We start from the raw sequence: 21,216 nt of genomic DNA, 5'->3' as shown, positions 1-21,216 counted from the left end.
CGCTCTGTCTCACCATCATCAGAAACCCTCCTCCTTGGCCCGCGCCAGCAAATCCCGCCACAGGGACAGCCGCACCAGCGGATTGCCCGCCGTGGTGGCGCCCACGCCGGTCCACAACCCCTCGCCGTTGAAGCTGAACACGGGGGTCAGGTCACCGCGTTGAGACGCCGCACGGATCTCCGGATTGATATTGTCCAGAATCAGCGGCTCAGCGTCCGGCTGCGGATAGTACGCAAGCACCATGTGGGCCTGACTGCGCCCCTGGAACTGCGCCCTCACGTACACCATCCGCAACCGCGCCTGCGGCACCCCCGCCGCCAGCAGGCTCATATATTTGGCGATGGCGTAGTCCTCGCAATCACCCCGCCCCTTGTCCAACAGCTCCAGCGGCGTGGCCCAGTAGTCGATCACACCCCACACCTCCGTGTCATCCCGGAAGGCGATGCGCTGATTGAAAAAGTTGTTGATGACTGTGAGTCGCTGACGCTCTTCGGGAACGGCCGCCGCTCGCTGAACCATCTGCAACATGGCGCGCATTTCGACCAAAGTGCGCGGTGACCGCGCAGCGGCAGATTCCTCCAGCTTGTCCCGGTCCCAGGCTCGGGCCCCTTCGGACCACAAGGTGGTCCCCAGCGCAGCCAGGCAGGCCAGCACCCCCAGCACCCGACGGGCCCGGTCCAGGGGATGAAGCAGGAAGGAAAAATGCGGCGGGCGCATGCGCTGCAATGTATCTGTGTCAGAAGGTATCCCAGGACGAACCGTGACGAGACCGGGGACAAGCGGCAATTTGCCGCAGCTGCCCCGCGTCGGGCTCCGAAAGCCGACGAGATAATCAGCAACAGAAGCATCATGAAGACACAAGCCGTCCACCAGGAACTGGACCGCGCCCGTGCCAACGGCCCGCTGCGCCAGATCCAGATCCCCCCCTGCCCCGAACTGCTGAGCCGCCTGCGGGAGGCCATGTCGGCGCATCCGCAACCCGATCTCGACGCAGTCGGGCGGATCGCCGCCGCCGACGTGGCCATGTCCGCCACGCTCCTGCGTGTGGCGAACAGTCCGTTGCATCTGGTGGCAGGCAACGTGCCTTGCACCACGGTCGGGCAGGCCATGTACCGCATCGGCCTGGATGAGAGTGCGGCGCTGATGCAGGCCTTTCTGGTTCGCCACGCCATCCCGGTGAACAGCCCGCACCTGTCCCGTTTCTGGCAACGCTCCACCAAGCGCGCGGTGGCCATGGCCTTCATCGCCAGGCAGCTGCCCGGCATGCGGGGCGACCTGGCCTACAGCTATGGCTTGTTCTGCCATGTCGGCATGCCGGTCTTGCTGCAAAGCGTGCGCGGTTATGGCGCCACCATGGTGGAAGCCGGGGCCCGGATCGACCGCCCCTTCATCGCCACCGAGAACGCCAACCACCGCACCGACCACGCCGTGGTGGGGGCGCTGGTGGTCAAGGTCTGGCACCTGGCGCCGGAGCTGATGATGGCCATCCGCCTGCATCACGACTTCGACGCCCTGGGCGACGACAGTGTGGAGCCCGAGGTGCGCAGCCTGATCGCTGCCGGTGTGATCTCCGAGCACCTCATGCGCCAGCATGAAGGGCTGGACGAGGACGCCGACTGGGCCGCCAACCGTGAAGCCGCACTGGCCTGGCTGCACCTGACGGATGAAGATCTGGAACAGTGGGACGACACGCTGCGGCCCTTGCTGGACGAGGCTTGACCCCGCCGCATGGGGGGCCGGCTGGCGCCGCCGCCTCGCGCCACCTCAGACCCGCACGGCCACCCGTGCCGCGGCCAGGTCCCAGCGGGCGCAACCCACGCTCTTGAAGATGCGGGTGCGACCATCCTCCACCGGCCGTTGACCGGCCACCAGGTCGTCCAGCGAGGCCTGCGGCTCAAACAGTCCCGCCGCCATCAGGTCGCCGGCCTCCGCCTGCGCGCCCACCGGATCGTCGACCCAGACCTGAGCCCCGCGCAGCAGCTCGGGGGGCAACTCCACCATGTCCTCCCGGAAGGCGCCTACGCCGACCACCAGGGCCCCTTCACCCACGCCAGGACGCAGCACCGGCACGCGGCTGGTGGTGGCGCAGATGATCAGGTCCCAGTCATGGCGCCCCTGTGATTCGGGCGGCAGCGGTTCAACGCCCAGCTGCTCCACAAAGGCAGGCACCCCCTGGTGCCCCTGCACATGAATCGTGGCCTGCGGATGCACGGACTGCAGGGCCTGTACATGGCTGTGGGCCTGTACCCCCCCACCGACCACCAGCACCCGGCGCGGTGCACGCCGGGCCAGATGCTGCACCGCCAGCAAGGTGACGGCAGCCGTGCGGCGGGCCGTCAACATCGGGCCGTCCAGCACGGCCAGGCGCTGGCCAGTGCGGCTGTCCAGCGCCACCACCTCACCCGAGATCGTGGGCAAGCCCAGCGAGGCGTTGAGCGGATGCACGCTCACCAGCTTGGTGATGGTCAGCGTGTCGCTCATGCAGGGCATCACCAGCAGCACACCGTCCTGGCGCAGGGGCAGCACATGGCGCGGCGGGCAGACCAGGCGCCCTTCGCGATGCTCGCGGCAGACCTGCGCCACCTCTTCCATCAGCAGTGCCCAAGGCAGGGCACGCGCGGTGGCCGCTCCGTCCAGCACTTGCATGGTGCGGCGCTTACTTCCGCGGAGGCGGGACGTCCGTGCAAGAGCCGTGTGCCACCTCGGCGGCCAGGCCGATGCTTTCGCCCAGGGTCGGGTGCGGGTGGATGGTCTTGCCGATATCCACCGCGTCCGCGCCCATCTCGATGGCCAGCGCGATCTCGCCGATCATGTCGCCCGCATGGGTGCCGACGATGCCGCCACCGATGATGCGATGCGTCTCTTCATCAAACAGCAGTTTGGTGAAGCCTTCATCACGGTTGTTGGCAATGGCGCGGCCGGAGGCATTCCAGGGCAGCAGGCCCTTCTTGAACTTGATGCCACGGGCCTTGGCCTCGTCCTCGGTCACGCCCACCCAGGCCACTTCCGGATCGGTGTAGGCCACGCTGGGGATCACGCGGGCATCGAAACGGGACTTGGCCAGCGCCTCGTCACCCAACAGTTCACCGGCGATGACTTCCGCCGCCACATGGCCTTCATGCACGGCCTTGTGCGCCAGCATGGGCTGGCCGACGATGTCGCCGATGGCGAAGATGTGGGGCACGTTGGTGCGCATCTGCACGTCCACCGGGATGAACCCGCGGTCGCTGACGATGACACCGGCCTTGTCCGCGCCGATCTTCTTGCCGTTGGGGCTGCGGCCCACCGCCTGCAGCACCAGGTCGTACACCTGCGGCTCCTTCGGGGCGCCCTCGCCTTCAAAGCTCACCTTGATGCCTTCCGGCGTGGCTTCTGCCGACACCGTCTTGGTGTTCAGCATGATGTTGTCGAAGCGCGGCGCGTTCATCTTCTGCCACACCTTGACCAGATCACGGTCAGCGCCGGTCATCAGCGTGGGCAGCATTTCCACCACGTCCAGGCGGGCGCCCAGCGTGGAGTAGACCGTGCCCATTTCCAGACCGATGATGCCGCCGCCCACGATCAGCATGCGCTTGGGCTTGCTGTCGAGTTCCAGCGCACCGGTCGAGTCGATCACGCGCGGGTCCTTCGGCATGAAGGGCAGACGCACGGCCTGCGAGCCTGCAGCGAGGATGATCGTCTTGAACTTCAGCGTCTGGGTCTTGCCGGTGCGTTCCTGACCGGCACCGCCCGTCTCTTCGACCGACAGATGGTGCGCATCCAGCAACGTGCCGTAGCCACGCACCACCGTCACCTTGCGCATCTTGGCCATCATGTCCAGGCCCTTGGTGAGCTTGCCGACGACCTTCTGCTTGTGGGTGAGCAGCTTGGGCAGCTCCACGGTGGGTTCGCCGTATTCGACGCCCAGGTCAGCGAAGTGCTTGACCTCGTCCATCACCGCGGCCACGTGCAGCAGCGCCTTGGAGGGGATGCAACCCACGTTCAGGCACACACCGCCCAGGGTGGTGTAGCGCTCGATCAGGGCGACCTTCAGGCCCAGGTCAGCGGCGCGGAAGGCGGCGGAATAACCGCCAGGGCCGCTGCCCAGCACGATCACGTCGAATTCAGCGTCGGCGCTGCCGGCGTAGGTGGCGGCTTGGGGGGCGGAGGCTTGAGCTGGTGCAGCAGCCGGGGCGGCTGGTGCTGCGGCAGCAGCGGGCGCAGGCGCTGCGGCGGGCGCCGGCGCAGCGGCCGTGTCGCTCTCCAGCGTCACGAGCAGGTCACCCTGGTTGAGCTTGTCGCCCAGCTTGACCTTGAGTTCCTTGACCACACCTGCGGCGGACGACGGAATCTCCATCGACGCCTTGTCGCTTTCCACGGTCACCAGGCTCTGCTCGGCCTTCACCGTGTCGCCCGGCTTCACCAGGACTTCGATGATCGCAACGTCCTTGAAATCACCGATGTCAGGGACTTTGACTTCTACCAATGCCATAGCTGTCTCTCAATCGTATTTAGTGCCTCCCGGCAGGTGCCTGGCTGCCGAGGGCAGCGGGGCACCCGCCGAGCGGGTGGTGGCGGTACCCCGCCACCGGGTGCTCACATCCTCATCAGAGGACGATGCGGCGGAAGTCCCCGAGCAGTTGAGCGAAGTAGACGTTGAAGCGGGCAGCCGCAGCGCCGTCGATCACGCGGTGGTCCCAGCTCAGCGACAGCGGCAGGATCAGGCGCGGCGCGAACTGCTTGCCGTCCCAGACCGGACGCGTCACGCTCTTGCACACACCCATGATGGCCACTTCCGGCGCATTGATGATGGGGGTGAAGTAGGTACCGCCAATGCCGCCCAGCGACGAGATCGAGAAGCAGCCACCAGTCATGTCGGCCGGCGACAGCTTGCCGTCACGGGCCTTCTTGGCCAGCTCGGACATTTCCTGGCTGATCTGGAAGATACCCTTCTTGTCCGCGTCACGGATCACCGGCACGACCAGCCCGGTGGGCGTGTCAGCCGCAAAGCCGATGTGGAAGTAGTTCTTCAGCACCAACTGCGCGTGGTCACCCGTGCCATCCAGCGAGGCATTGAACTCGGGGAACTTCTTCAGCGCCGCCACGGTCGCCTTGATCATGAAGGCCAGCATCGTCACCTTGACGCCGGACTTCTCGTTTTCCTTGTTCAGTTGAACGCGGAAGGCTTCCAGCTCGGTGATGTCCGCATCGTCATGGTTGGTGACGTGAGGGATGGTGACCCAGTTGCGATGCAGGTTGGCGCCGCTGATGCGCTTGATGCGCGTCAGGTCCTTGCGCTCGATCGGGCCGAACTTCTCGAAGTCGACCTTGGGCCAGGGCAGCAGACCCGGGAAGGCACCGCCACCACCCGCACCGGCCGGCGCGGCGGACTTCTGCGCAGCGGTCTGCACCGAGCCGGCCATCACGGCCTTGACGAAGCCCTGCACATCGGTTTCGGTGATGCGACCCTTGGCACCGGAGCCCTTGACCTCTTCCAGCGGCACGCCCAGTTCGCGCGCCAGCTTGCGGATGGAGGGCGAGGCGTGAGGCAGTTGGCCCTTGGGCGCGGTGGGTTCGTGCGGCGGCAGCGCGGCGGTCGGCACCTGGCGCTCGGCGGACGGCGTTGCGGCCGCCGGAGCTGCTGCGGCGGGGGCCGGCGCACTGGCGGTGGCGGGCGCCGGTGCCGCTGCAGCGGCTGCAGGGGTGGCGGCCGGAGCGCTGGCACCGCCAGTCGCTTCAATCACGGCGATGGCCGAGCCCTTGGCAACCTTGTCGCCCAGCTTGACCGTCAGTTCCTTCACCACGCCGGCGTGAGAGGACGGAATCTCCATCGAGGCCTTGTCGCTCTCGACGGTGATCAGGCTCTGCTCCACCTTGACGGTGTCGCCCACCTTGACCAGCACCTCGATGACGGCGACTTCGTCGAAATCACCGATGTCGGGGATCACGATGGTGACCGGGCCCGCCGAGGCGGCCGGGGCTGCCACGGGTGCGGGTGCGGGTGCGGGTGCTGGGGCGGACGCTTGCGCCGCCGGTGCTGCAGCGGCAGGCGCCGCAGCGGGGGTGGGCGCCGGGGCAGGCGCTGCGGCGCCGGCATCGGCCGACTCCAGCACCAGGATCACGGCGCCTTCGGCGATCTTGTCGCCCAGCTTGACCTTGAGCTCCTTCACCACGCCGGCATGCGAGGAGGGAATCTCCATCGACGCCTTGTCGCTTTCCACGGTGATCAGGCTCTGCTCCGCCTTCACCGTGTCGCCGGGTTTGACCAGCAGTTCGATGATCGCGACTTCGCTGAAGTCCCCGATGTCGGGAACCTTGACTTCAACCAATGCCATTTGTCTTGTCTCCGGGTCTGCGCTCAGGCGTACAGAGGATTGATCTTGTCGGCCTTGATGCCGTACTTCTGGATCGCTTCAGCCACCTTGGTCGCAGGGATCTTGCCTTCGTCGGCCAAGCTCTTGAGCGCCGCCACCACGATGTAGTGACGGTTGATCTCGAAGTGCTCGCGCAGCTTGGAGCGGAAGTCACTGCGGCCGAAGCCGTCCGTGCCCAGCACCTTGTAGCTGCGGCCCGCCGGGATGTAGGCGCGGATCTGCTCGGCGTAGCTCTTCATGTAGTCCGTCGAAGCAATCACCGGCCCCTGCACCTTGCTCAGTTGCTGCGTCACATACGGCACGCAGGCCAGCTCGGTCGGGTGCAGCAGGTTCCAGCGCTCGGCGTTCTGGCCGTCGCGCGCCAGTTCGTTGAAGCTGGGGCAGCTCCAGACATTGGCGCCCACGCCCCACTCTTCTTCCAGCAGCTTCTTGGCCGCCTGGCTTTCGCGCAGGATGGTGCCGGAGCCCAGCAGGTTCACCGTCAGCGGCTTCTGGGCCGCGTCTTCCAGCAGGTACATGCCCTTGAGGATCTGTTCCTCGGTGCCGGCCTTCAGGCCGGGCATCGGGTAGTTCTCGTTGAGCAGGGTGATGTAGAAGTAGATGTTTTCCTGGTTCTCGACCATGCGCTTGAGGCCGGAGTGCAGGATGACGGCCACTTCATGGGCGAAGGTGGGGTCGTAGCTGATGCAGTTGGGGATGGTGCCGGCCAGGATATGGCTGTGGCCGTCCTCGTGCTGCAGGCCTTCGCCGTTCAGGGTGGTCCGGCCGGACGTGCCGCCCAGCAGGAAGCCACGGGCCTGCATGTCGCCCGCCGCCCAGGCCAGGTCGCCGATGCGCTGGAAGCCGAACATCGAGTAGTAGACGTAGAACGGGATCATGACCCGGTTGTTCGTCGAGTACGAGGTGGCCGCGGCAATCCAGCTGGCCATGCCGCCGGCTTCGTTGATGCCTTCCTGCAGGATCTGGCCCGCGACGTCTTCGCGGTAGTACATCACCTGGTCCTTGTCGACCGGGGTGTAGAGCTGACCCTTGGGGTTGTAGATGCCGATCTGGCGGAACAGGCCTTCCATGCCGAAGGTGCGCGCCTCGTCCACCAGGATGGGCACGGTACGGGGGCCCAGTTCCTTGTCACGCAGCAGCGTGGTCAGGAAGCGGACATAAGCCTGGGTGGTGGAGATCTCGCGACCCTCGGCGGTCGGATCCAGCACGGCCTGGAAGGTGGCCAGGTCCGGCACCTTCAGCGATTCCTCGGCCTGCGGACGGCGCTTGGGCAGGTAGCCGCCCAGGGCCTTGCGGCGTTCCTGCAGGTATTGCATTTCCGGCGTGTCTTCGGCCGGCTTGTAGAACGGGATCTTGGCCAGTTCCGAATCGGGAATGGGGATGTTGAAGCGGTCGCGGAAGGCCTTGATGTCCTCGTCCTGGAGCTTCTTGGTCTGGTGAGCGGTGTTCTTGCCTTCACCGATCTTGCCCATGCCGTAGCCCTTGACGGTCTTGATCAGCATGACGGTGGGCTGGCCCACGGTGTTGACCGCGCGGTGGTAGGCCGCATAGACCTTCTGCGGATCATGGCCGCCACGGTTCAGGCGCCAGATGTCCTCATCGCTCATGTTCTCCACCATCTTCAGCAGCTCGGGATGCTTGCCGAAGAAGTGCTTGCGAACGAATGCGCCATCATTGGCCTTGTAGGCCTGGTAGTCGCCGTCCAGCGTTTCCATCATGACCTTGCGCAGCAGTTCCTGCTTGTCGCGGGCCAGCAACGGGTCCCAGTAGGAGCCCCAGATCAGCTTGATGACATTCCAGCCGGCACCACGGAACTCACCTTCCAATTCCTGGATGATCTTGCCGTTGCCACGCACCGGGCCGTCCAGGCGCTGCAGGTTGCAATTGACGACAAAGATCAGGTTGTCCAGCTTCTCGCGCGCGGCCAGGCCGATGGCGCCCAGGGATTCCGGCTCGTCCATTTCCCCGTCGCCCAGGAACACCCAGACCTTGCGCTTGGACGTGTCGGCAATGCCGCGAGCATGCAGGTACTTCAGGAAGCGGGCCTGGTAGATGGCCATCAACGGGCCCAGGCCCATGGAGACGGTGGGGAACTGCCAGAACTCCGGCATCAGCTTCGGATGCGGGTAGCTGGACAGGCCCTGGCCGTCGACTTCCTGGCGGAAGTTGTTCAGCTGGTCTTCGGTGATGCGGCCTTCCAGGAAGGCGCGGGCATAGATGCCGGGGGCGCTATGGCCCTGGATGTAGAGCAGGTCGCCGCCGTGCACGCCGTCGTCGCCATGCCAGAAGTGGTTGAAGCCACAGCCCAGCATGGTGGCCAGCGAGGCAAAGCTGGAGATGTGGCCGCCCAGGTCACCGCCGTCTTCGGGGTGCAGGCGGTTGGCACGCACCACCATGGCCATGGCGTTCCAGCGCATGAAGGCGCGCAGGCGCTCTTCCATGTCGATGTTGCCCGGGAAGCGTTCTTCCTGGTCGGTGGGGATGGTGTTGACGTAGGCCGTGTTGGCGGAGAACGGAACATCGATGCCGGCCTGGCGGGCATGGTCGATCAGCGTTTCCAGCAGGAAATGGGCACGGTCATCACCCTCGGCGCCAATGACGGCGGACAGTGCGTCCAGCCACTCCTTGGTCTCGAGAGCATCGGTGTCATTGGCGGCTGCGCCTAGGAAGGACTGGGGCTGCGCGGACATGGTGTTGTCTCCTGTTCTTAAAGGCCGGGCGGACCTGGCCAAACATCTACTAGCTTAGGCAAATGCACTCGCCACGGCACCTGCCGAAAGAGTGAGGCCCCTGGATCAAAAGGCCATGGCGGCGGAGTTTCGCATAAGCCAGGAATTTTCCAAATAGCGCGACGCGATTTCACTCTGTGAAATTTATCGAACACTTCGGGGCGCCTGGCGATGGCGGCCGGACGCTGTACGCCGATCAGGGAATGCACCAAGCCTGGTGGGTCGGGGACACCCCTGCCGCCCGGGATAATGAATCGCATGCTGTCCCGCCTCGATGTCCAAGGCTACTTTCGCCGCGCCCTGACACCCACCCAACGCCTGGTCGCCACCTGGTGGCGGCGGCAGTCACCCTCGCGTCAGGACCGCTTTGCCACATTGGGCCCGCTGCTGTCGGTGCTGCTGTTCCTGGCGGCCATCGTTTCGGCCTTCTGGTATTTGCGCAACGAGGAAATCGAACGCGAGGCCGAGGCCGTCAAGCGTGACACCGAGATGGCGCAGCAGTTGATCCGCTCCCGGCTGATTGACAACGAGGATCAATTGATCCTCCTGCAGCGCGACATCACCACCCGCGCCATGGACCAGCTGGAATTCAGCCAGCGCGCCATCACCATCGCCCGCAACCGGCCCGAGATCACCCACATCTCCTGGATCAACCAGCGGCGTGAGCGGCGCGCCAGCATCGCAGCCATCGGGGACCAGGCCGAGACGCTGATGACGGTGGACGGTGGCGACCCGTCCATGCCCAATGGCCACACCAACAGCGAACCAGAGAAAGCCTTCCAGGCCGCGCGGGACCGGCGGCTGCGGGTCTACTCCGGCCCCTTCCCAGACGCCAACGGCACCATCGTCTTTCAGCTGCAGCTGCCCCTGAGCGACCGCAACGGCTTCGGCGGCGTGCTGGTGGTGGAGTATGCGGTGGAGGCGCTGGTGCGTTATGCCGTTCCGACCGAGGTCACCAACCGCCACGCCATGGCCGTGCTGGACCCTCGCGAGCAGGTGGTGGCCAGCACCGTCACCCCCATGCCGGGCCGGCGCCTGACGCGCGCGCCCATCTATTACGAGGTGCCCATGGCACCGGCGCCGGGGCTGGTGTTGCGCGGCCAGGGCTACCGCACGTCCATCGGCCTGATCTCCAACACGCTGTTCTGGATGGTGATGGCGCTGTCGGTGCTGACGGTCTGGATGCTGCTGGGCACCTGGAAGCACATGCGCCGGCGTGCGCAGGTGCAGAACGCGCTGGCGGCCGAGACCAACTTCCGGCGCGCCATGGAGAACTCCATGCTCACCGGCATGCGGGCCATGGACCTGGACACCCGCATCAGCTATGTGAACCCCGCCTTCTGCGCGATGACCGGATTTGCGGAGCACGAGTTGATCGGCCGCAAGCCGCCCTTCCCCTACTGGCCGCCGGACCGCTACGAAGAGAACGTGCGCCTGCTGCAGCAGGAGATGCAGGGCCGCAGCCCCGCCGGAGGCTCCGAGGTGAAGGTGATGCGCAAGGACGGCAGCATCTTCGATGCCCGCATGTATGTCTCGCCCCTGATCGACCCCAAGGGCAAGCAGAACGGCTGGATGACCTCGATGACCAACATCACCGAGGCCAAGCGGGTGCGCGACCAGCTGTCCGCGTCGCATGAGCGCTTCACGACCGTGCTGGAGGGGCTGGACGCGGCGGTGTCCGTGTTGTCGGTGCAACAGGGCGAACTGCTGTTTGCCAATCGCAGCTACCGGCTGTGGTTCGGTGCCGACCCCAAGGGACACGCCATGCTGGCCGGGTCCCAACTGGGGGTCACCGCCAAGGAAGAGCCCGAAGAGGAGGGTGACGATTTCAACGGCCTGCCCCCGCAGCACCTGACCGAAATCGGCGCCGACTCCCGCGAGGTGTTCATTGCCCAGCTGGACATGTGGTTCGACGTGCGCGCCCGTTATCTGCAGTGGACGGACGGCCGGCTGGCGCAGATGCTGATCGCCACCGACATCACCGCGCGCCGTCATGCCGAGGCGCAGCAGCAGCAGCAGGCGGAGAAGGCGCAGGTCACCAGCCGGCTGATCACCATGGGTGAGATGGCCTCCAGCGTGGCCCACGAGTTGAACCAGCCGCTCACCGCCATCAGCAACTACTGCAACGGCATGCTCTCGCGCGTGCGCGGCGACAACATCCGCAAGGAAGACCTGATGGCGGCGCTGGAGAAGACCGCCAAGCAGGCGCAGCGTGCTGGCCAGATCATCCACCGCATCCGTGCCTTCGTGAAGAAGAGCGAACCGCAGCGGCAGCCGGCGTTTGCCGCCTCCATCGTGGAGGACTCGGTGGAGTTGGCCGGCATCGAGCTGCGCCGGCGCAACGTGCAGATCCACACCTACGTGGCGCAGCGGCTGCCGGTCATGCGGGTGGACCCCATCCTGATCGAGCAGGTGCTGCTCAACCTGTTGAAGAACGCGGCAGAAGCGATTGACAACGCCGCCCTGCCCCCGTCGCGCCGCCACATCGAGTTGCGGGTGGTGCCCAAACACACAGCGGAACTGGGCGCCAATATCGAGTTCTCGGTGACGGACATGGGCCCGGGATTGCCCGAAGAAGTCATCGAACGCATGTACGAAGCATTTTTCTCGACCAAAGCCGATGGATTGGGTATCGGACTAGGGTTATGCCGGTCCATCATTGAGTCGCATCAAGGCAGGATACGGGCCGAGAACTTATACAATGGGGCAGCCATCGTCGGGTGCCGTTTCGCATTCACGATCCCCGTGGATATTCCGCGACCCGAGTCCACCTTGCATGACAAAGTTCATGACAAGGACGAAGGGACTGCTCACAACACTGCCGCAACACCATGAGCCTGATTCCGAAGAAGGGTACTGTCTACGTTGTTGACGATGATGAGGCCGTGCGTGACTCCCTCCAGTGGTTGCTGGAAGGCAAGGATTACCGGGTCAAGTGCTACGACTCTGCCGAGTCGTTCCTGAGCCGTTACGACCCGCGCGAAGTGGCCTGCCTCATTGCCGACATCCGTATGGAGGGCATGAGTGGCCTGGACCTGCAGGACAAGCTGCTGGAACGCAAGAGCCCATTGCCCATCGTCTTCATCACGGGTCACGGCGACGTGCCCATGGCGGTGCAGACCATGAAGAAGGGCGCCGTCGATTTCATCGAGAAGCCGTTCAAGGAAGAGGAACTGCTGAGCCTGGTGGAGCGCATGCTCGATCAAGCCCGTGGCGCCTTCACCACGCAGCAGGAAGCTGCCAGCCGGGATGCCTTGCTGTCCCGCCTGACCACGCGTGAAGCGCAGGTGCTGGAACGCATCGTCGCGGGCCGCCTGAACAAGCAGATCGCGGACGACCTGGGCATCAGCATCAAGACGGTGGAGGCGCACCGCGCCAACATCATGGAGAAGCTCAACGCCAACACCGTGGCGGACCTGCTCAAGATCGCGCTGGGCGCGACCGCCAAGGCCGGCTGACGCTGACCGCACATTCCCGAGGCCGCTGGATCAGCGGCCTCTTTTGCTTTCTGGAGTACCTGGAGTTTTCCCATGACCGCACAACTGATCGACGGCAACGCGCTGTCCAAGAAGCTTCGTGGCGAGGTGGCCGCCCGCGCCGCCGCACTCACGGCTCAGGGTGTGAAGCCCGGGCTGGCCGTGGTGCTGGTGGGAGACAACCCGGCAAGCCAGGTCTATGTGCGCAACAAGGTGAAGGCCTGCGAGGAAGCCGGCCTGCATTCGGTGCTGGAGAAATACGAGGCCACGATGTCGGAGGCCGAGCTGCTGGCCCGTGTGGACGCGCTGAACCGCGACCCGTCCATCCACGGCATCCTGGTGCAACTGCCGCTGCCGGCGCATATCGATTCACACAAGGTGATCGAGGCCATTGCGCCGGAAAAGGACGTGGACGGCTTCCACCTGGCCAGCGCGGGCGCGCTGATGGTCGGCCAGGAAGGCTTCAAGCCCTGCACGCCCTATGGCTGCATGAAAATGCTGGAGTACATCGGCTACGACATCAAGGGCAAGCATGCAGTGGTCATCGGCCGCAGCAACATCGTGGGCAAGCCCATGGCAATGCTGCTGCTGCAGGCCAATGCCACGGTCACAGTGTGCCACAGCGCCACACCCGACCTGGCGCACTTCACGCGCCAGGCCGACATCGTGGTGGCAGCGGTCGGCAAGCGTAATGTACTGACGGCGGACATGGTCAAGCCCGGCGCGGTGGTGCTGGACGTGGGCATGAACCGTACGGAGGACGGCAAACTCTGCGGTGACGTGGACTTTGCCGGCGTGCGCGAGGTGGCGGGCTGGATCACGCCGGTGCCCGGCGGGGTGGGCCCGATGACCATCACCATGCTGCTGGTCAACACCATGGAATCCGCAGAGCGGGCCGCGTCGGCGCGCGCCTGATCGCCTCCCCGCCCCTGCCCCCGAGGCAGGGGGTGCTGGCATGCCGCTTGAAGCGGCATGACCCGCCCTCAGATGAGACAGTTGCAAGGTCAGGTCGAGGTTGGTCACGAGGGCCGACCGGTCGGGCCAAGGGGCGGGCGGATAGAAACCCCACGGTTGTCGCCGCCTCAAACGCTGAGACACTTGGGCATCTCACCTGGCTCAGTTTCCAGAGGATTGCATGGACGTCAATGCTGCTTCCCCGGCCGTTGTTTCCGACACGGCCCCCAACCCCCTGCTCTCCACCGCGTCGCTGCCCGATTTCGCGGCCATCCAGCCGGCGCATATACAACCGGCCATCAGCGAGCTGCTGGAGCAGGCGCGCGAGGCGCTGGCGCTGGTGACGGCACCGGATGCCCCAGCCGACTATGAATCACTCTCCCGCGTACTCAACGTCGCCACCGAGCGTCTGGGGACGGCCTGGGGTGCGGTGGGGCATATCAACGCGGTGGCCAATACCCCGGCGTTGCGCGAGGCCTACAACGCGGTGCTGCCGGCGGTCACCGAGTTCTACACCGGGCTGGGCGCCAATGAAGCGCTCTACGCCAAGTACAAGGCCATTGCTGCCAGCGAAGGCTTGAGCCCGGAGCGGCGGCAATTGCTCAAGCATGCCATTCGCGACTTTGTGCTGTCCGGGGCCGAGCTCTCGGGTGAAGCCAAAGAGCGTTTCGCCAAGATCCAGGAGCGCAGCGCGGAAATTGCCCAGGCATTCTCCGAGCATGTGATGGATGCGACGGACGGCTGGAGCCATTTCGCCACGGCGGAAGAACTGCAGGGTGTGCCGCCGGATGTGCAGGCCAATGCGCGTGCAGCGGCGGAGAAGGACGGCCGCGAGGGCTTCAAGTTGACGCTGCATTTCCCGGTCTACATGCCGGTGATGCAGTACGCGGAAGACCGCGCACTACGTGAGCGCCTTTACCGTGCGTATGTGACGCGGGCGAGTGAGCTGGCTGAGAAGCCCGAGTTCGACAACAGCTCGTTGATGCGTGAATTGCTGGCCTTGCGGCAGGAAGAATCGAAGCTGCTGGGGTTCAGCAACTTCGCTGAGGCCTCGCTGGTGCCCAAGATGGCCACCTCGCCGGCTCAGGTGGTTGAGTTCCTGCTGGATCTGGCGGCGCGAGCCAAGCCTTATGCGCAGCGTGATCTGGACGAACTGCGTGATTTCGCCGGCGCAGCCTTGCGCATGCCGGCCCTGGAAGCCTGGGACCTGGCCTATGTGTCCGAAAAACTGAAGGAAGCGCGCTACGCTTTCTCCGATCAGGAGGTTCGCCAATACCTGACCTTACCGCGGGTGCTGGATGGTCTCTTCCGCATCGTGGACCGGCTCTTTGGCGTGCAGCTGGTGCCGGCGCAGGCGTCGGTGTGGCATGAAAGCGTGCAGTTCTGTGAGCTGCGTCGCAACGGTGAACTGATCGGCCAGGTATATCTGGACCTCTTTGCCCGCAACGGCAAGCGCCCGGGTGCCTGGATGGATGAGGTGCGCAGCCGCTGGACGCGGCCGGACCTGCCCAACACCGGGATGGAGCAGATTCCGGTGGCGCATCTGGTTTGCAATTTCCCGCAGGGGGCGGACGGCAAGCCAGCCTTGCTGACGCATGACGACGTCATCACGCTTTTCCACGAATGCGGCCATGGCCTGCACCACCTGCTGACGCAGGTGGCGGAGTTGGGCGTGTCCGGCATCTCCGGGGTGGAGTGGGATGCGGTGGAACTGCCGAGCCAGTTCATGGAGAACTTCTGCTGGGAGTGGGAAGTCATCCAGCAGTTGTCCAGCCATGTGGACACGGGCGCGTCCTTGCCGCGCGATCTGTTCGACAAGATGCTGGCAGCCAAGAACTTCCAGGCCGGCCTGCAGACACTGCGTCAGATCGAATTCGCCCTCTTCGACATGCGCCTGCATGCTGAGCCTGGGTCAGAAGAGCGCATTCAGGCGTTGGTGGACGACGTGCGCGCGGAGGTTTCGGTCAATCGGCCGCCGGCGTTCAACCGGTTCCAGCACAGCTTCTCCCACATCTTTGCGGGGGGCTATGCGGCGGGGTACTACAGCTACAAGTGGGCCGAAGTTCTTTCAGCTGACTGCTGGAGTGCATTTGAAGAAGAAGGCGTCTTCAACCCCGCCACCGGCCGCCGCTACCTCGATGAAATCTTGTCCATGGGCAGCGTGCGCGATGCCATGGACAACTTCAAGGCGTTTCGGGGGCGGGAGCCATCGATTGATGCGTTGTTGCGGCATCAAGGGATGGCCTGAGTTCCGCTCAGGGTGTTGCAGGGTGGGGCAAGTCCTTGAACTCCCCCACCGTGGACACCACAAACCCATCCACGTTGACCCACTTGCGCCAGGCGGCATTCACCTGGCTGACGGTCAGCGCCTGAATCGCGGCGTCCCGTTCGGACTCCCGCCGCCAGTCTTCCCCCTGGTCGGCCATCACGAGCAGCCCCGAGGCCAACTGGGCATCGTCCGCGCGCGCCTGCCGCAGGCCTTCCAGCAGGTCCGTCTTCGCCCGTGACAGCTCGGCCTCGGTGACGCCGTCTGTCCCCATTCGAAGCAGCTCGGCCTTCACCAGCGCCAGCACCTGCTCCCGGTTCTGCGGCGCAAACGTGCCACCAATGACCAGCGCCGCATCGTCCCCGAAATGGGCCACCGACACCGACGCCCCCACCCCGTAACTCAACCCGGCCTTCTGCCGCACACTGGTCGACAACCGGCTCTCCATCGAGCCCCCGCCCAGAATGTGCGTTGCCACCATCAGCGGCAGATAGTCGGAGTCCCGGTCGTTCAACGCGAAGTCCAGCCGCCACCGCATCGCGGCGTTGGCCTTGTCTCGCGCCTGCGCATCAAAGCGCGCCGCCGGAATCTTGTCCGCCTTCTCGATGTAGCGCACATAGGTCGGCGCATCCGGCTTCTTCCAGCCACCAAACAGCTGCTCGATCGAAGCGTCCAGCCCTTCCGGCACCGCCCCGACCACCGCCACCCGCGCCTGGTTCGCCGACCAATATCGGGCATGGAAGGCCTTCACCGCCTCCAGCGTCGTGGCCTTCAGCATCGCGATTTGCTCATCGGTGGTCATCAAGTAGTCCGGGTCTCCCAGCGCGACCCCGCGCGCCCGGTTGTAGTGGTCCCGCACCGCCAGTTGCCGCAGCGTCTCCAGCTCCTCCCGCTGACCCTCCAGGCCCGCCAGCCCGGCCTTCAGGGCGCGGTCGAACGCTTCCTGGGGCAGCAGCGGGTGCTGCATCACTTCGGCCGCCATCTTCAGCACCTCCAGCAGCGTGTCCTTCTCGGCGGAAATCTGCAGCACCGCCCCCTGGTCGCCGCTGCTGATGTTCAGGTCGGCCCGCAACTGCACCAGCCGGTCCTGAAAGGCCTGCTTGGAGAGCCTGGCGCTGCCTTCCACCATCAGCCGCCCGACCAGGTCGGTGCCATGGTGCTGGAAGGTCTCCTTGCGCTCTCCCCAGCGCAGCTGCAATTGCAGCTGCACCGTGTTGCCACGGGTGCGCTTGGTCAAGGTGCTGACTTCAATGCCGGAAGGCAGGCGACGGGTGGACGTGCGCTCCGCCAGGTGTGCTGGCGTCGGATCAAAACGCTCACCCGCCTCCACCTTGGGCGGCCCCTGCAAGCCGGCCAGCCGTGCATCCAGTGGCGGAGCCGCCGGAATCTCTACGCGCTCCACCTGCGCCGCCGGAAGATAACGCCCCAGGGTCCGGTTGGCCGGTCGCAGATAAGCGTGGCGCACACGCTCCACGTCCGCCAGCGTCACCTTCGGAATGTCTTCCATCAGCTGGAACAACAGCCGCCAGTCCGTCGCGCCCATGCTGGAGATCTGCTGGATCAACGCCTCTGGATCCTTCATCTGTTCCCGATAGACCGCCAACGCCAGCTCACGCACGCGCACCAGCTCGGATTCTTCAAACGGCTGGCTGTTGCGTCCTTCCACGATGTCCAGCAGGCGCTGCTCCACCAGGGCCTTGTCGGCATCGGGCGGCAGCACCGCGAAGGCCTGGACGCCGCCAGGGTCGGCACCGCCCAGGCCACCCAGGCCCGCCGAGAGCGCCAGCTTCGGCTGCACCAGTTCCTTGAAAAGCTGCCCGCTGGGCTCCAGGGACAGCAGCATGCCCAGCACCATCAACGGCGCACTGTCCGGGTGTGCCATCGCCGGCACATGGTAATAAGCCATCAGCGCCGGCTGGCCGCCCACCCGCCGCACCACCACCGTCCGCTCACCGTCCTGCGCCGGCTCCACCGTGTAGGGTTTGGGCACCGGAGAGGCCGGATTGCGCAAGGGGCTGAACAGCTGGCTGATGCGCGCCAGCGTCGCCCGTGCATCAAACCGGCCCGCCACCATCAAGGTGGCGTTGTCCGGCCGGTAGAAGCGTTTGTAGAAAGCCTTCAAGTGCTCGATGGGGACGTTCTCGATGTCACTCTTGGGGCCCATGGTGTCGTGCCCATAGTTGTGCCAGTCATATGCAACCCCCATCACGCGCTTGCTCAAGACCTCGAAAGGCTCGCTCTCCCCGCGCTCGAATTCATTGCGGACCACCGTCATCTCCTTGTCCAGGTCGGACTTGGCAATGAAGCTGTTCAGCATGCGGTCGGCCTCAAGGGTCAGCGCGAAGTCGAGGGTCTTGGGGTTCGCATTGAAATTGGCAAAGTAGTTGGTGCGGTCGGTGGTGGTGGTGCCGTTGAAGCGCATGCCACGCTGGGCAAACGCCTCAGGCACCGCGCGGTGGCGCGGCGTGCCCTTGAACATCAGATGCTCCAGCAAATGGGCCATGCCGTATTCACCGGGCGACTCATGCCGGCTGCCCACCCGGTAGGTGATGTTCACCGTGGTGGTGCTTTGTGCCTCGTCCGGAAAAAGCAGCACCTGCAGCCCATTGGGCAGGCGGTATTCCGAGATGCCGCCCAATTCGCGGATGAACCGGGCCTGTCCCACTTGGGCGATGGGGCCGGCAGCGGCGGTCGAGGGCTCGGCAGCGGCACGGATCGGCGAGGTCTGCGCCGGCCGCTGCGCCCAGGCGGGCGCCCCGCAGGCCAGGCAGGCCGCCAGGGCAAGCACCGTCGGCAACGAGGCGCGAAACGGGCGCAACACAGACTTGGCAACAACAGGCGCAGCAGTCATCCGGAGGAGTTCCTTCAAGATTGGGGGGACGGGATTGCAGCAGGCGAACCTGCAGCATCGGGTTAGCGTCGGGGGAGGGCCGGGTCGCGTAGGGTCACCGTCCGATTCTCAGTGGGTTTTCCCCCGCCCCCCTGCAGGATGGTTCACCAAGTCGTCACGCCCCGCACCAAGGGCGCGATGCCCGCACGCCGCGCAAGCCGGGGACAGGTGGCGCCACTGTGCTTCGTGTTCCTTAGGGCCTTGCGGCGCAGCAGCCATCAAGGCGGGTCATCCTTGCCAGCTGCAGTTCATCGCTCTCGCCGCGCACTGCAACCCTTTGCACACACGCTTGGTCGCTTGCAGGTTGGCGCACGTCGGTCCGCTGCCTAACCTGCCCAAGGTCGATCAACGCGCCACATGCCGTGGCGCGCCCCGACTCAACGCAGCCCAGGAGCTCCCACCATGCAAACCAAGCTCATGTCCGTTCCGTCGCTCGTTCTGGTGCTGGCCGGCGCCTTCGCCGGTCTGTCCACCGGCCTGGCCCAGGCCGCCACCGATTTGGACCGAGTGGTCGTCACCGTGCGTCGCGGCGCCGAGAAGATCCACACCAACGTGCGGGCCACCTGCCCCGGCATTGAAGCCGCCCTGGCACGTTCGCTCGGTGTGGCCCAGGCGCGCCATCAACGCGAGGGCACCACCACCGTGGCCTTCCGGCTGTCCGGGTCGGCAATCAGCGAAATTCAGCAGCGTGGCGGCCCGATGGAATACCGCACCGAGGTCCGCCGTGCCGTTCGTCAACTGGCCTGCAACGCCGAAGGCCAGGACCAGTTGTATGTGATGCAGTTGGTCTTCCTCAATGAGGAGCCCTCGTCCGACCCTGCGGCTGCGGTGCGGCGGATGGCCTTGCTGGATTGATTCAGGCCAGCGCCGCTACGGCCTCGCGAACACGCGCATCCAGCTCCGGCAGTGCCACGGCCAGGCGCGTCGCTGCTTCGGTATCCAGCGTCTGGCGGCGTTCGCCCCACACCGGGTTGGGGAAATGGCTGTCCCAATCGAAGCGTGCAATGACATGCCAGTGCAGATGCGGCACCACATTGCCCAGCGTCGCGAGGTTGATCTTGGTGGGCGTCAGCGCCTGCCGCAGCACCTGTTCCACCGCGATGACGACGGCCATGCAGGCCTCCCGGTCGGTCGGCGACAGGTCACTGAACTCGGCCGCGTGGTCTTGCCAGATGACACGGTAGAAGGCCGGGAAGTCCGGCTCGGCGGCCCGAATGACACGCCAGCGCGGTGCGCTGGCCACCAACAGTCCGCCAGGGTCGCGGCACAAGGGGCAATCAGGGTGTTCCATGGTGAGAGGCGGCCAAGGCCGCTGGCTAAGATCGGGCGACTCTAGCTGAGCCGACAAGGAGCGCCACATGGCCGTTCGCGAGCCCGATGCCCGACGCAGATCTCTCATGGTGGGCACGGCCGCCAGCATGGTGGCTCGGGTGCTGCCTGGTGGGCTTGCGGCAGCCGTACCGCTGGCGGCCCGGGCCGAGACCTGGCCGGCCAAGCCGCTGCGCTGGGTGGTGGCCTACCCGGCCGGTGGCGGCTCCGACTTCCTGGCCCGCCAACTGGCCCCCGCGCTAGGCCGCCAACTCGGGCAGACCATCATCATCGACAACCGCCCCGGTGCGGCCGGGGTGATCGGCACCGACAACGCCGCCAAGTCCGCCCCGGACGGCTACACCCTGCTGACCGGAGACAACGGCGCCATGGTGTTCAACGGGGCGCTCTACAAGAAGCTGCCCTATGCCCCGTCGGATTTCACGCCGGTGGCCTTCATGGCCCGTTTCCCGCTGCTGCTGGTGGTCAACGCCCAGGCCGGCTTCAGTTCCGCGCAGCAATGGCTGCAGCAGGTGCAGGCGCGGCCCGGCCATTACAGCTACGCCTCTCCCGGCGTGGGCAGCCCGCACCATCTGGCCATGGAGCTGCTGAAGGACCGCACCCACAGCTACCTCGTGCATGTGCCTTACCGGGGAACGGCCTTCGCGACCCAGGACCTGATCGGCGGCGTGGTGCCCATGGGCATCCTGGACACTGCGGCCGCACTGCCCCACCTGCGCAGCGGCCGGCTGAAGGCCCTGGCCGTGCTGTCACCCCGACGCATCGCCACCTTGCCGGAGGTGCCGACCTTCGACGAGGTGGGGGTGAAAGGCGTGGACGTGAGCGCCTGGCAAGGCCTGTTCGTGCCCAAGGGCACCCCGGACGCCATCACCACGCGGCTGGGCACCGATGTGGCCAAGGCTCTGGCCGAGCCGGAACTGAAGGCGCATCTGGAGGACTACGGCCTGGAGGTGGCCCCCACCGACGGCGCCACGCTGGCGCGTTTCATCCAGCAGGAAACGACCCGCTGGCATGCGCTGATTCGCAGCCGCGGCATCAGCGCGGAGTAGGCCGACCCCGCAGGCTTTTCCTCGCGTGGGCGATGGCAAAACCAGACGAAACACACAGACGACATAATTGGGCGAACAGCGATTCAATCAATGACGGGGTAGCGCTGTCTCGGAGCCGCGCATTACTTCACGTAGAACTCGAATAGCAAGAGGTTATCCCCCTGCATTTG

Annotated in this window: 14 protein-coding genes; 7 read left to right on the top strand and 7 right to left on the bottom strand. The window is 65.6% G+C overall.

The window, feature by feature from the left end:
• Positions 1 to 18: 18 nt before the first annotated feature.
• A complete protein-coding gene (locus BMY53_RS10760; RefSeq protein ID WP_092946366.1) occupies positions 19 to 717 on the bottom strand; it encodes a transglutaminase-like cysteine peptidase in 699 nt (232 codons plus the stop codon).
• Between the two features lie 132 nt (positions 718 to 849).
• Here BMY53_RS10760 and BMY53_RS10755 point away from each other — a divergent pair, with 132 nt between their 5' ends.
• Positions 850 to 1,719 (top strand): HDOD domain-containing protein, encoded by an 870-nt coding sequence (locus BMY53_RS10755; RefSeq protein ID WP_092946364.1) that lies wholly within the window; start codon positions 850 to 852, stop codon positions 1,717 to 1,719.
• A gap of 45 nt (positions 1,720 to 1,764) precedes the next feature.
• Here BMY53_RS10755 and BMY53_RS10750 read toward each other — a convergent pair whose 3' ends face one another.
• The 4 genes from BMY53_RS10750 to aceE all read right to left on the bottom strand — a co-directional run bounded on the left by BMY53_RS10750 (position 1,765) and on the right by aceE (position 9,043).
• Positions 1,765 to 2,646: a delta(1)-pyrroline-2-carboxylate reductase family protein gene (locus BMY53_RS10750; RefSeq protein WP_092946362.1), complete on the bottom strand. Its 882-nt coding sequence runs from the start codon at positions 2,644 to 2,646 to the stop codon at positions 1,765 to 1,767.
• A gap of 10 nt (positions 2,647 to 2,656) precedes the next feature.
• The gene (lpdA, locus tag BMY53_RS10745) at positions 2,657 to 4,471 is read right to left on the bottom strand and encodes a dihydrolipoyl dehydrogenase (protein ID WP_092946360.1); all 1,815 of its coding nucleotides are present in this window, start codon (positions 4,469 to 4,471) and stop codon (positions 2,657 to 2,659) included.
• Positions 4,472 to 4,586: 115 nt separating this feature from the next.
• A complete protein-coding gene (gene aceF, locus BMY53_RS10740) occupies positions 4,587 to 6,314 on the bottom strand; it encodes a dihydrolipoyllysine-residue acetyltransferase (protein ID WP_092946358.1) in 1,728 nt (575 codons plus the stop codon).
• 23 nt (positions 6,315 to 6,337) lie between these two features.
• Positions 6,338 to 9,043 (bottom strand): pyruvate dehydrogenase (acetyl-transferring), homodimeric type, encoded by a 2,706-nt coding sequence (gene aceE / locus BMY53_RS10735; protein WP_092946356.1) that lies wholly within the window; start codon positions 9,041 to 9,043, stop codon positions 6,338 to 6,340.
• A 297-nt stretch (positions 9,044 to 9,340) separates the two neighbouring features.
• Here aceE and BMY53_RS10730 point away from each other — a divergent pair, with 297 nt between their 5' ends.
• The 4 genes from BMY53_RS10730 to BMY53_RS10715 all read left to right on the top strand — a co-directional run bounded on the left by BMY53_RS10730 (position 9,341) and on the right by BMY53_RS10715 (position 15,760).
• Positions 9,341 to 11,917, top strand: coding sequence for a PAS domain-containing sensor histidine kinase (locus BMY53_RS10730; protein ID WP_092946354.1), 2,577 nt, complete (start codon positions 9,341 to 9,343; stop codon positions 11,915 to 11,917).
• Complete coding sequence (locus BMY53_RS10725) at positions 11,914 to 12,540, top strand: response regulator transcription factor (RefSeq protein ID WP_092946352.1); 627 nt, start codon at positions 11,914 to 11,916, stop codon at positions 12,538 to 12,540. The genes BMY53_RS10730 and BMY53_RS10725 overlap by 4 nt, the downstream gene beginning before the upstream one ends.
• Positions 12,541 to 12,612: 72 nt before the next feature.
• Entirely contained in the window at positions 12,613 to 13,473 is an 861-nt protein-coding gene (gene folD / locus BMY53_RS10720; RefSeq protein ID WP_092946350.1) for a bifunctional methylenetetrahydrofolate dehydrogenase/methenyltetrahydrofolate cyclohydrolase FolD, read from the top strand.
• Positions 13,474 to 13,693: 220 nt separating this feature from the next.
• Positions 13,694 to 15,760 (top strand): M3 family metallopeptidase, encoded by a 2,067-nt coding sequence (locus BMY53_RS10715; RefSeq protein WP_092946348.1) that lies wholly within the window; start codon positions 13,694 to 13,696, stop codon positions 15,758 to 15,760.
• 7 nt (positions 15,761 to 15,767) lie between these two features.
• Here the strand turns inward: BMY53_RS10715 and BMY53_RS10710 are convergent, their stop codons facing one another.
• Positions 15,768 to 18,629 carry a M16 family metallopeptidase gene (locus tag BMY53_RS10710; protein ID WP_092946346.1) on the bottom strand — a complete coding sequence of 954 codons (2,862 nt, stop codon included), beginning with the start codon at positions 18,627 to 18,629 and terminating at the stop codon, positions 15,768 to 15,770.
• Between the two features lie 441 nt (positions 18,630 to 19,070).
• Here BMY53_RS10710 and BMY53_RS10705 point away from each other — a divergent pair, with 441 nt between their 5' ends.
• The gene (locus BMY53_RS10705) at positions 19,071 to 19,523 is read left to right on the top strand and encodes a hypothetical protein (RefSeq protein ID WP_092946344.1); all 453 of its coding nucleotides are present in this window, start codon (positions 19,071 to 19,073) and stop codon (positions 19,521 to 19,523) included.
• A gap of 1 nt (position 19,524) precedes the next feature.
• On the opposite strand, the gene BMY53_RS10700 is transcribed toward BMY53_RS10705, so the two are convergent.
• The gene (locus BMY53_RS10700; protein WP_092946342.1) at positions 19,525 to 19,959 is read right to left on the bottom strand and encodes an HIT family protein; all 435 of its coding nucleotides are present in this window, start codon (positions 19,957 to 19,959) and stop codon (positions 19,525 to 19,527) included.
• Positions 19,960 to 20,026: 67 nt separating this feature from the next.
• Here BMY53_RS10700 and BMY53_RS10695 point away from each other — a divergent pair, with 67 nt between their 5' ends.
• Positions 20,027 to 21,046: a Bug family tripartite tricarboxylate transporter substrate binding protein gene (locus BMY53_RS10695; protein WP_092946340.1), complete on the top strand. Its 1,020-nt coding sequence runs from the start codon at positions 20,027 to 20,029 to the stop codon at positions 21,044 to 21,046.
• Positions 21,047 to 21,216: the final 170 nt, after the last annotated feature.

This window comes from Roseateles sp. YR242 (assembly GCF_900109745.1).
In the GTDB taxonomy this organism is placed as follows: Bacteria; Pseudomonadota; Gammaproteobacteria; order Burkholderiales; family Burkholderiaceae_C; genus Roseateles.
The sequence above is the reverse complement of the archived record's forward strand: the minus strand, read 5'-3'. Positions and strand labels throughout refer to the sequence as shown.

What these genes read in the sequence shown, in the direction of transcription:
- BMY53_RS10760 (WP_092946366.1), bottom strand. Translation starts at nt 717, where the DNA reads ATGCGCCCGCCGCATTTTTCCTTCCTGCTTCATCCCCTGGACCGGGCC.
- aceF (WP_092946358.1), bottom strand. Translation starts at nt 6,314, where the DNA reads ATGGCATTGGTTGAAGTCAAGGTTCCCGACATCGGGGACTTCAGCGAA.
- BMY53_RS10755 (WP_092946364.1), top strand. Translation starts at nt 850, where the DNA reads ATGAAGACACAAGCCGTCCACCAGGAACTGGACCGCGCCCGTGCCAAC.
- BMY53_RS10695 (WP_092946340.1), top strand. Translation starts at nt 20,027, where the DNA reads ATGGCCGTTCGCGAGCCCGATGCCCGACGCAGATCTCTCATGGTGGGC.
- BMY53_RS10700 (WP_092946342.1), bottom strand. Translation starts at nt 19,959, where the DNA reads ATGGAACACCCTGATTGCCCCTTGTGCCGCGACCCTGGCGGACTGTTG.
- BMY53_RS10725 (WP_092946352.1), top strand. Translation starts at nt 11,914, where the DNA reads ATGAGCCTGATTCCGAAGAAGGGTACTGTCTACGTTGTTGACGATGAT.
- BMY53_RS10705 (WP_092946344.1), top strand. Translation starts at nt 19,071, where the DNA reads ATGCAAACCAAGCTCATGTCCGTTCCGTCGCTCGTTCTGGTGCTGGCC.
- BMY53_RS10710 (WP_092946346.1), bottom strand. Translation starts at nt 18,629, where the DNA reads ATGACTGCTGCGCCTGTTGTTGCCAAGTCTGTGTTGCGCCCGTTTCGC.
- BMY53_RS10715 (WP_092946348.1), top strand. Translation starts at nt 13,694, where the DNA reads ATGGACGTCAATGCTGCTTCCCCGGCCGTTGTTTCCGACACGGCCCCC.
- lpdA (WP_092946360.1), bottom strand. Translation starts at nt 4,471, where the DNA reads ATGGCATTGGTAGAAGTCAAAGTCCCTGACATCGGTGATTTCAAGGAC.
- aceE (WP_092946356.1), bottom strand. Translation starts at nt 9,043, where the DNA reads ATGTCCGCGCAGCCCCAGTCCTTCCTAGGCGCAGCCGCCAATGACACC.
- BMY53_RS10730 (WP_092946354.1), top strand. Translation starts at nt 9,341, where the DNA reads ATGCTGTCCCGCCTCGATGTCCAAGGCTACTTTCGCCGCGCCCTGACA.
- BMY53_RS10750 (WP_092946362.1), bottom strand. Translation starts at nt 2,646, where the DNA reads ATGCAAGTGCTGGACGGAGCGGCCACCGCGCGTGCCCTGCCTTGGGCA.
- folD (WP_092946350.1), top strand. Translation starts at nt 12,613, where the DNA reads ATGACCGCACAACTGATCGACGGCAACGCGCTGTCCAAGAAGCTTCGT.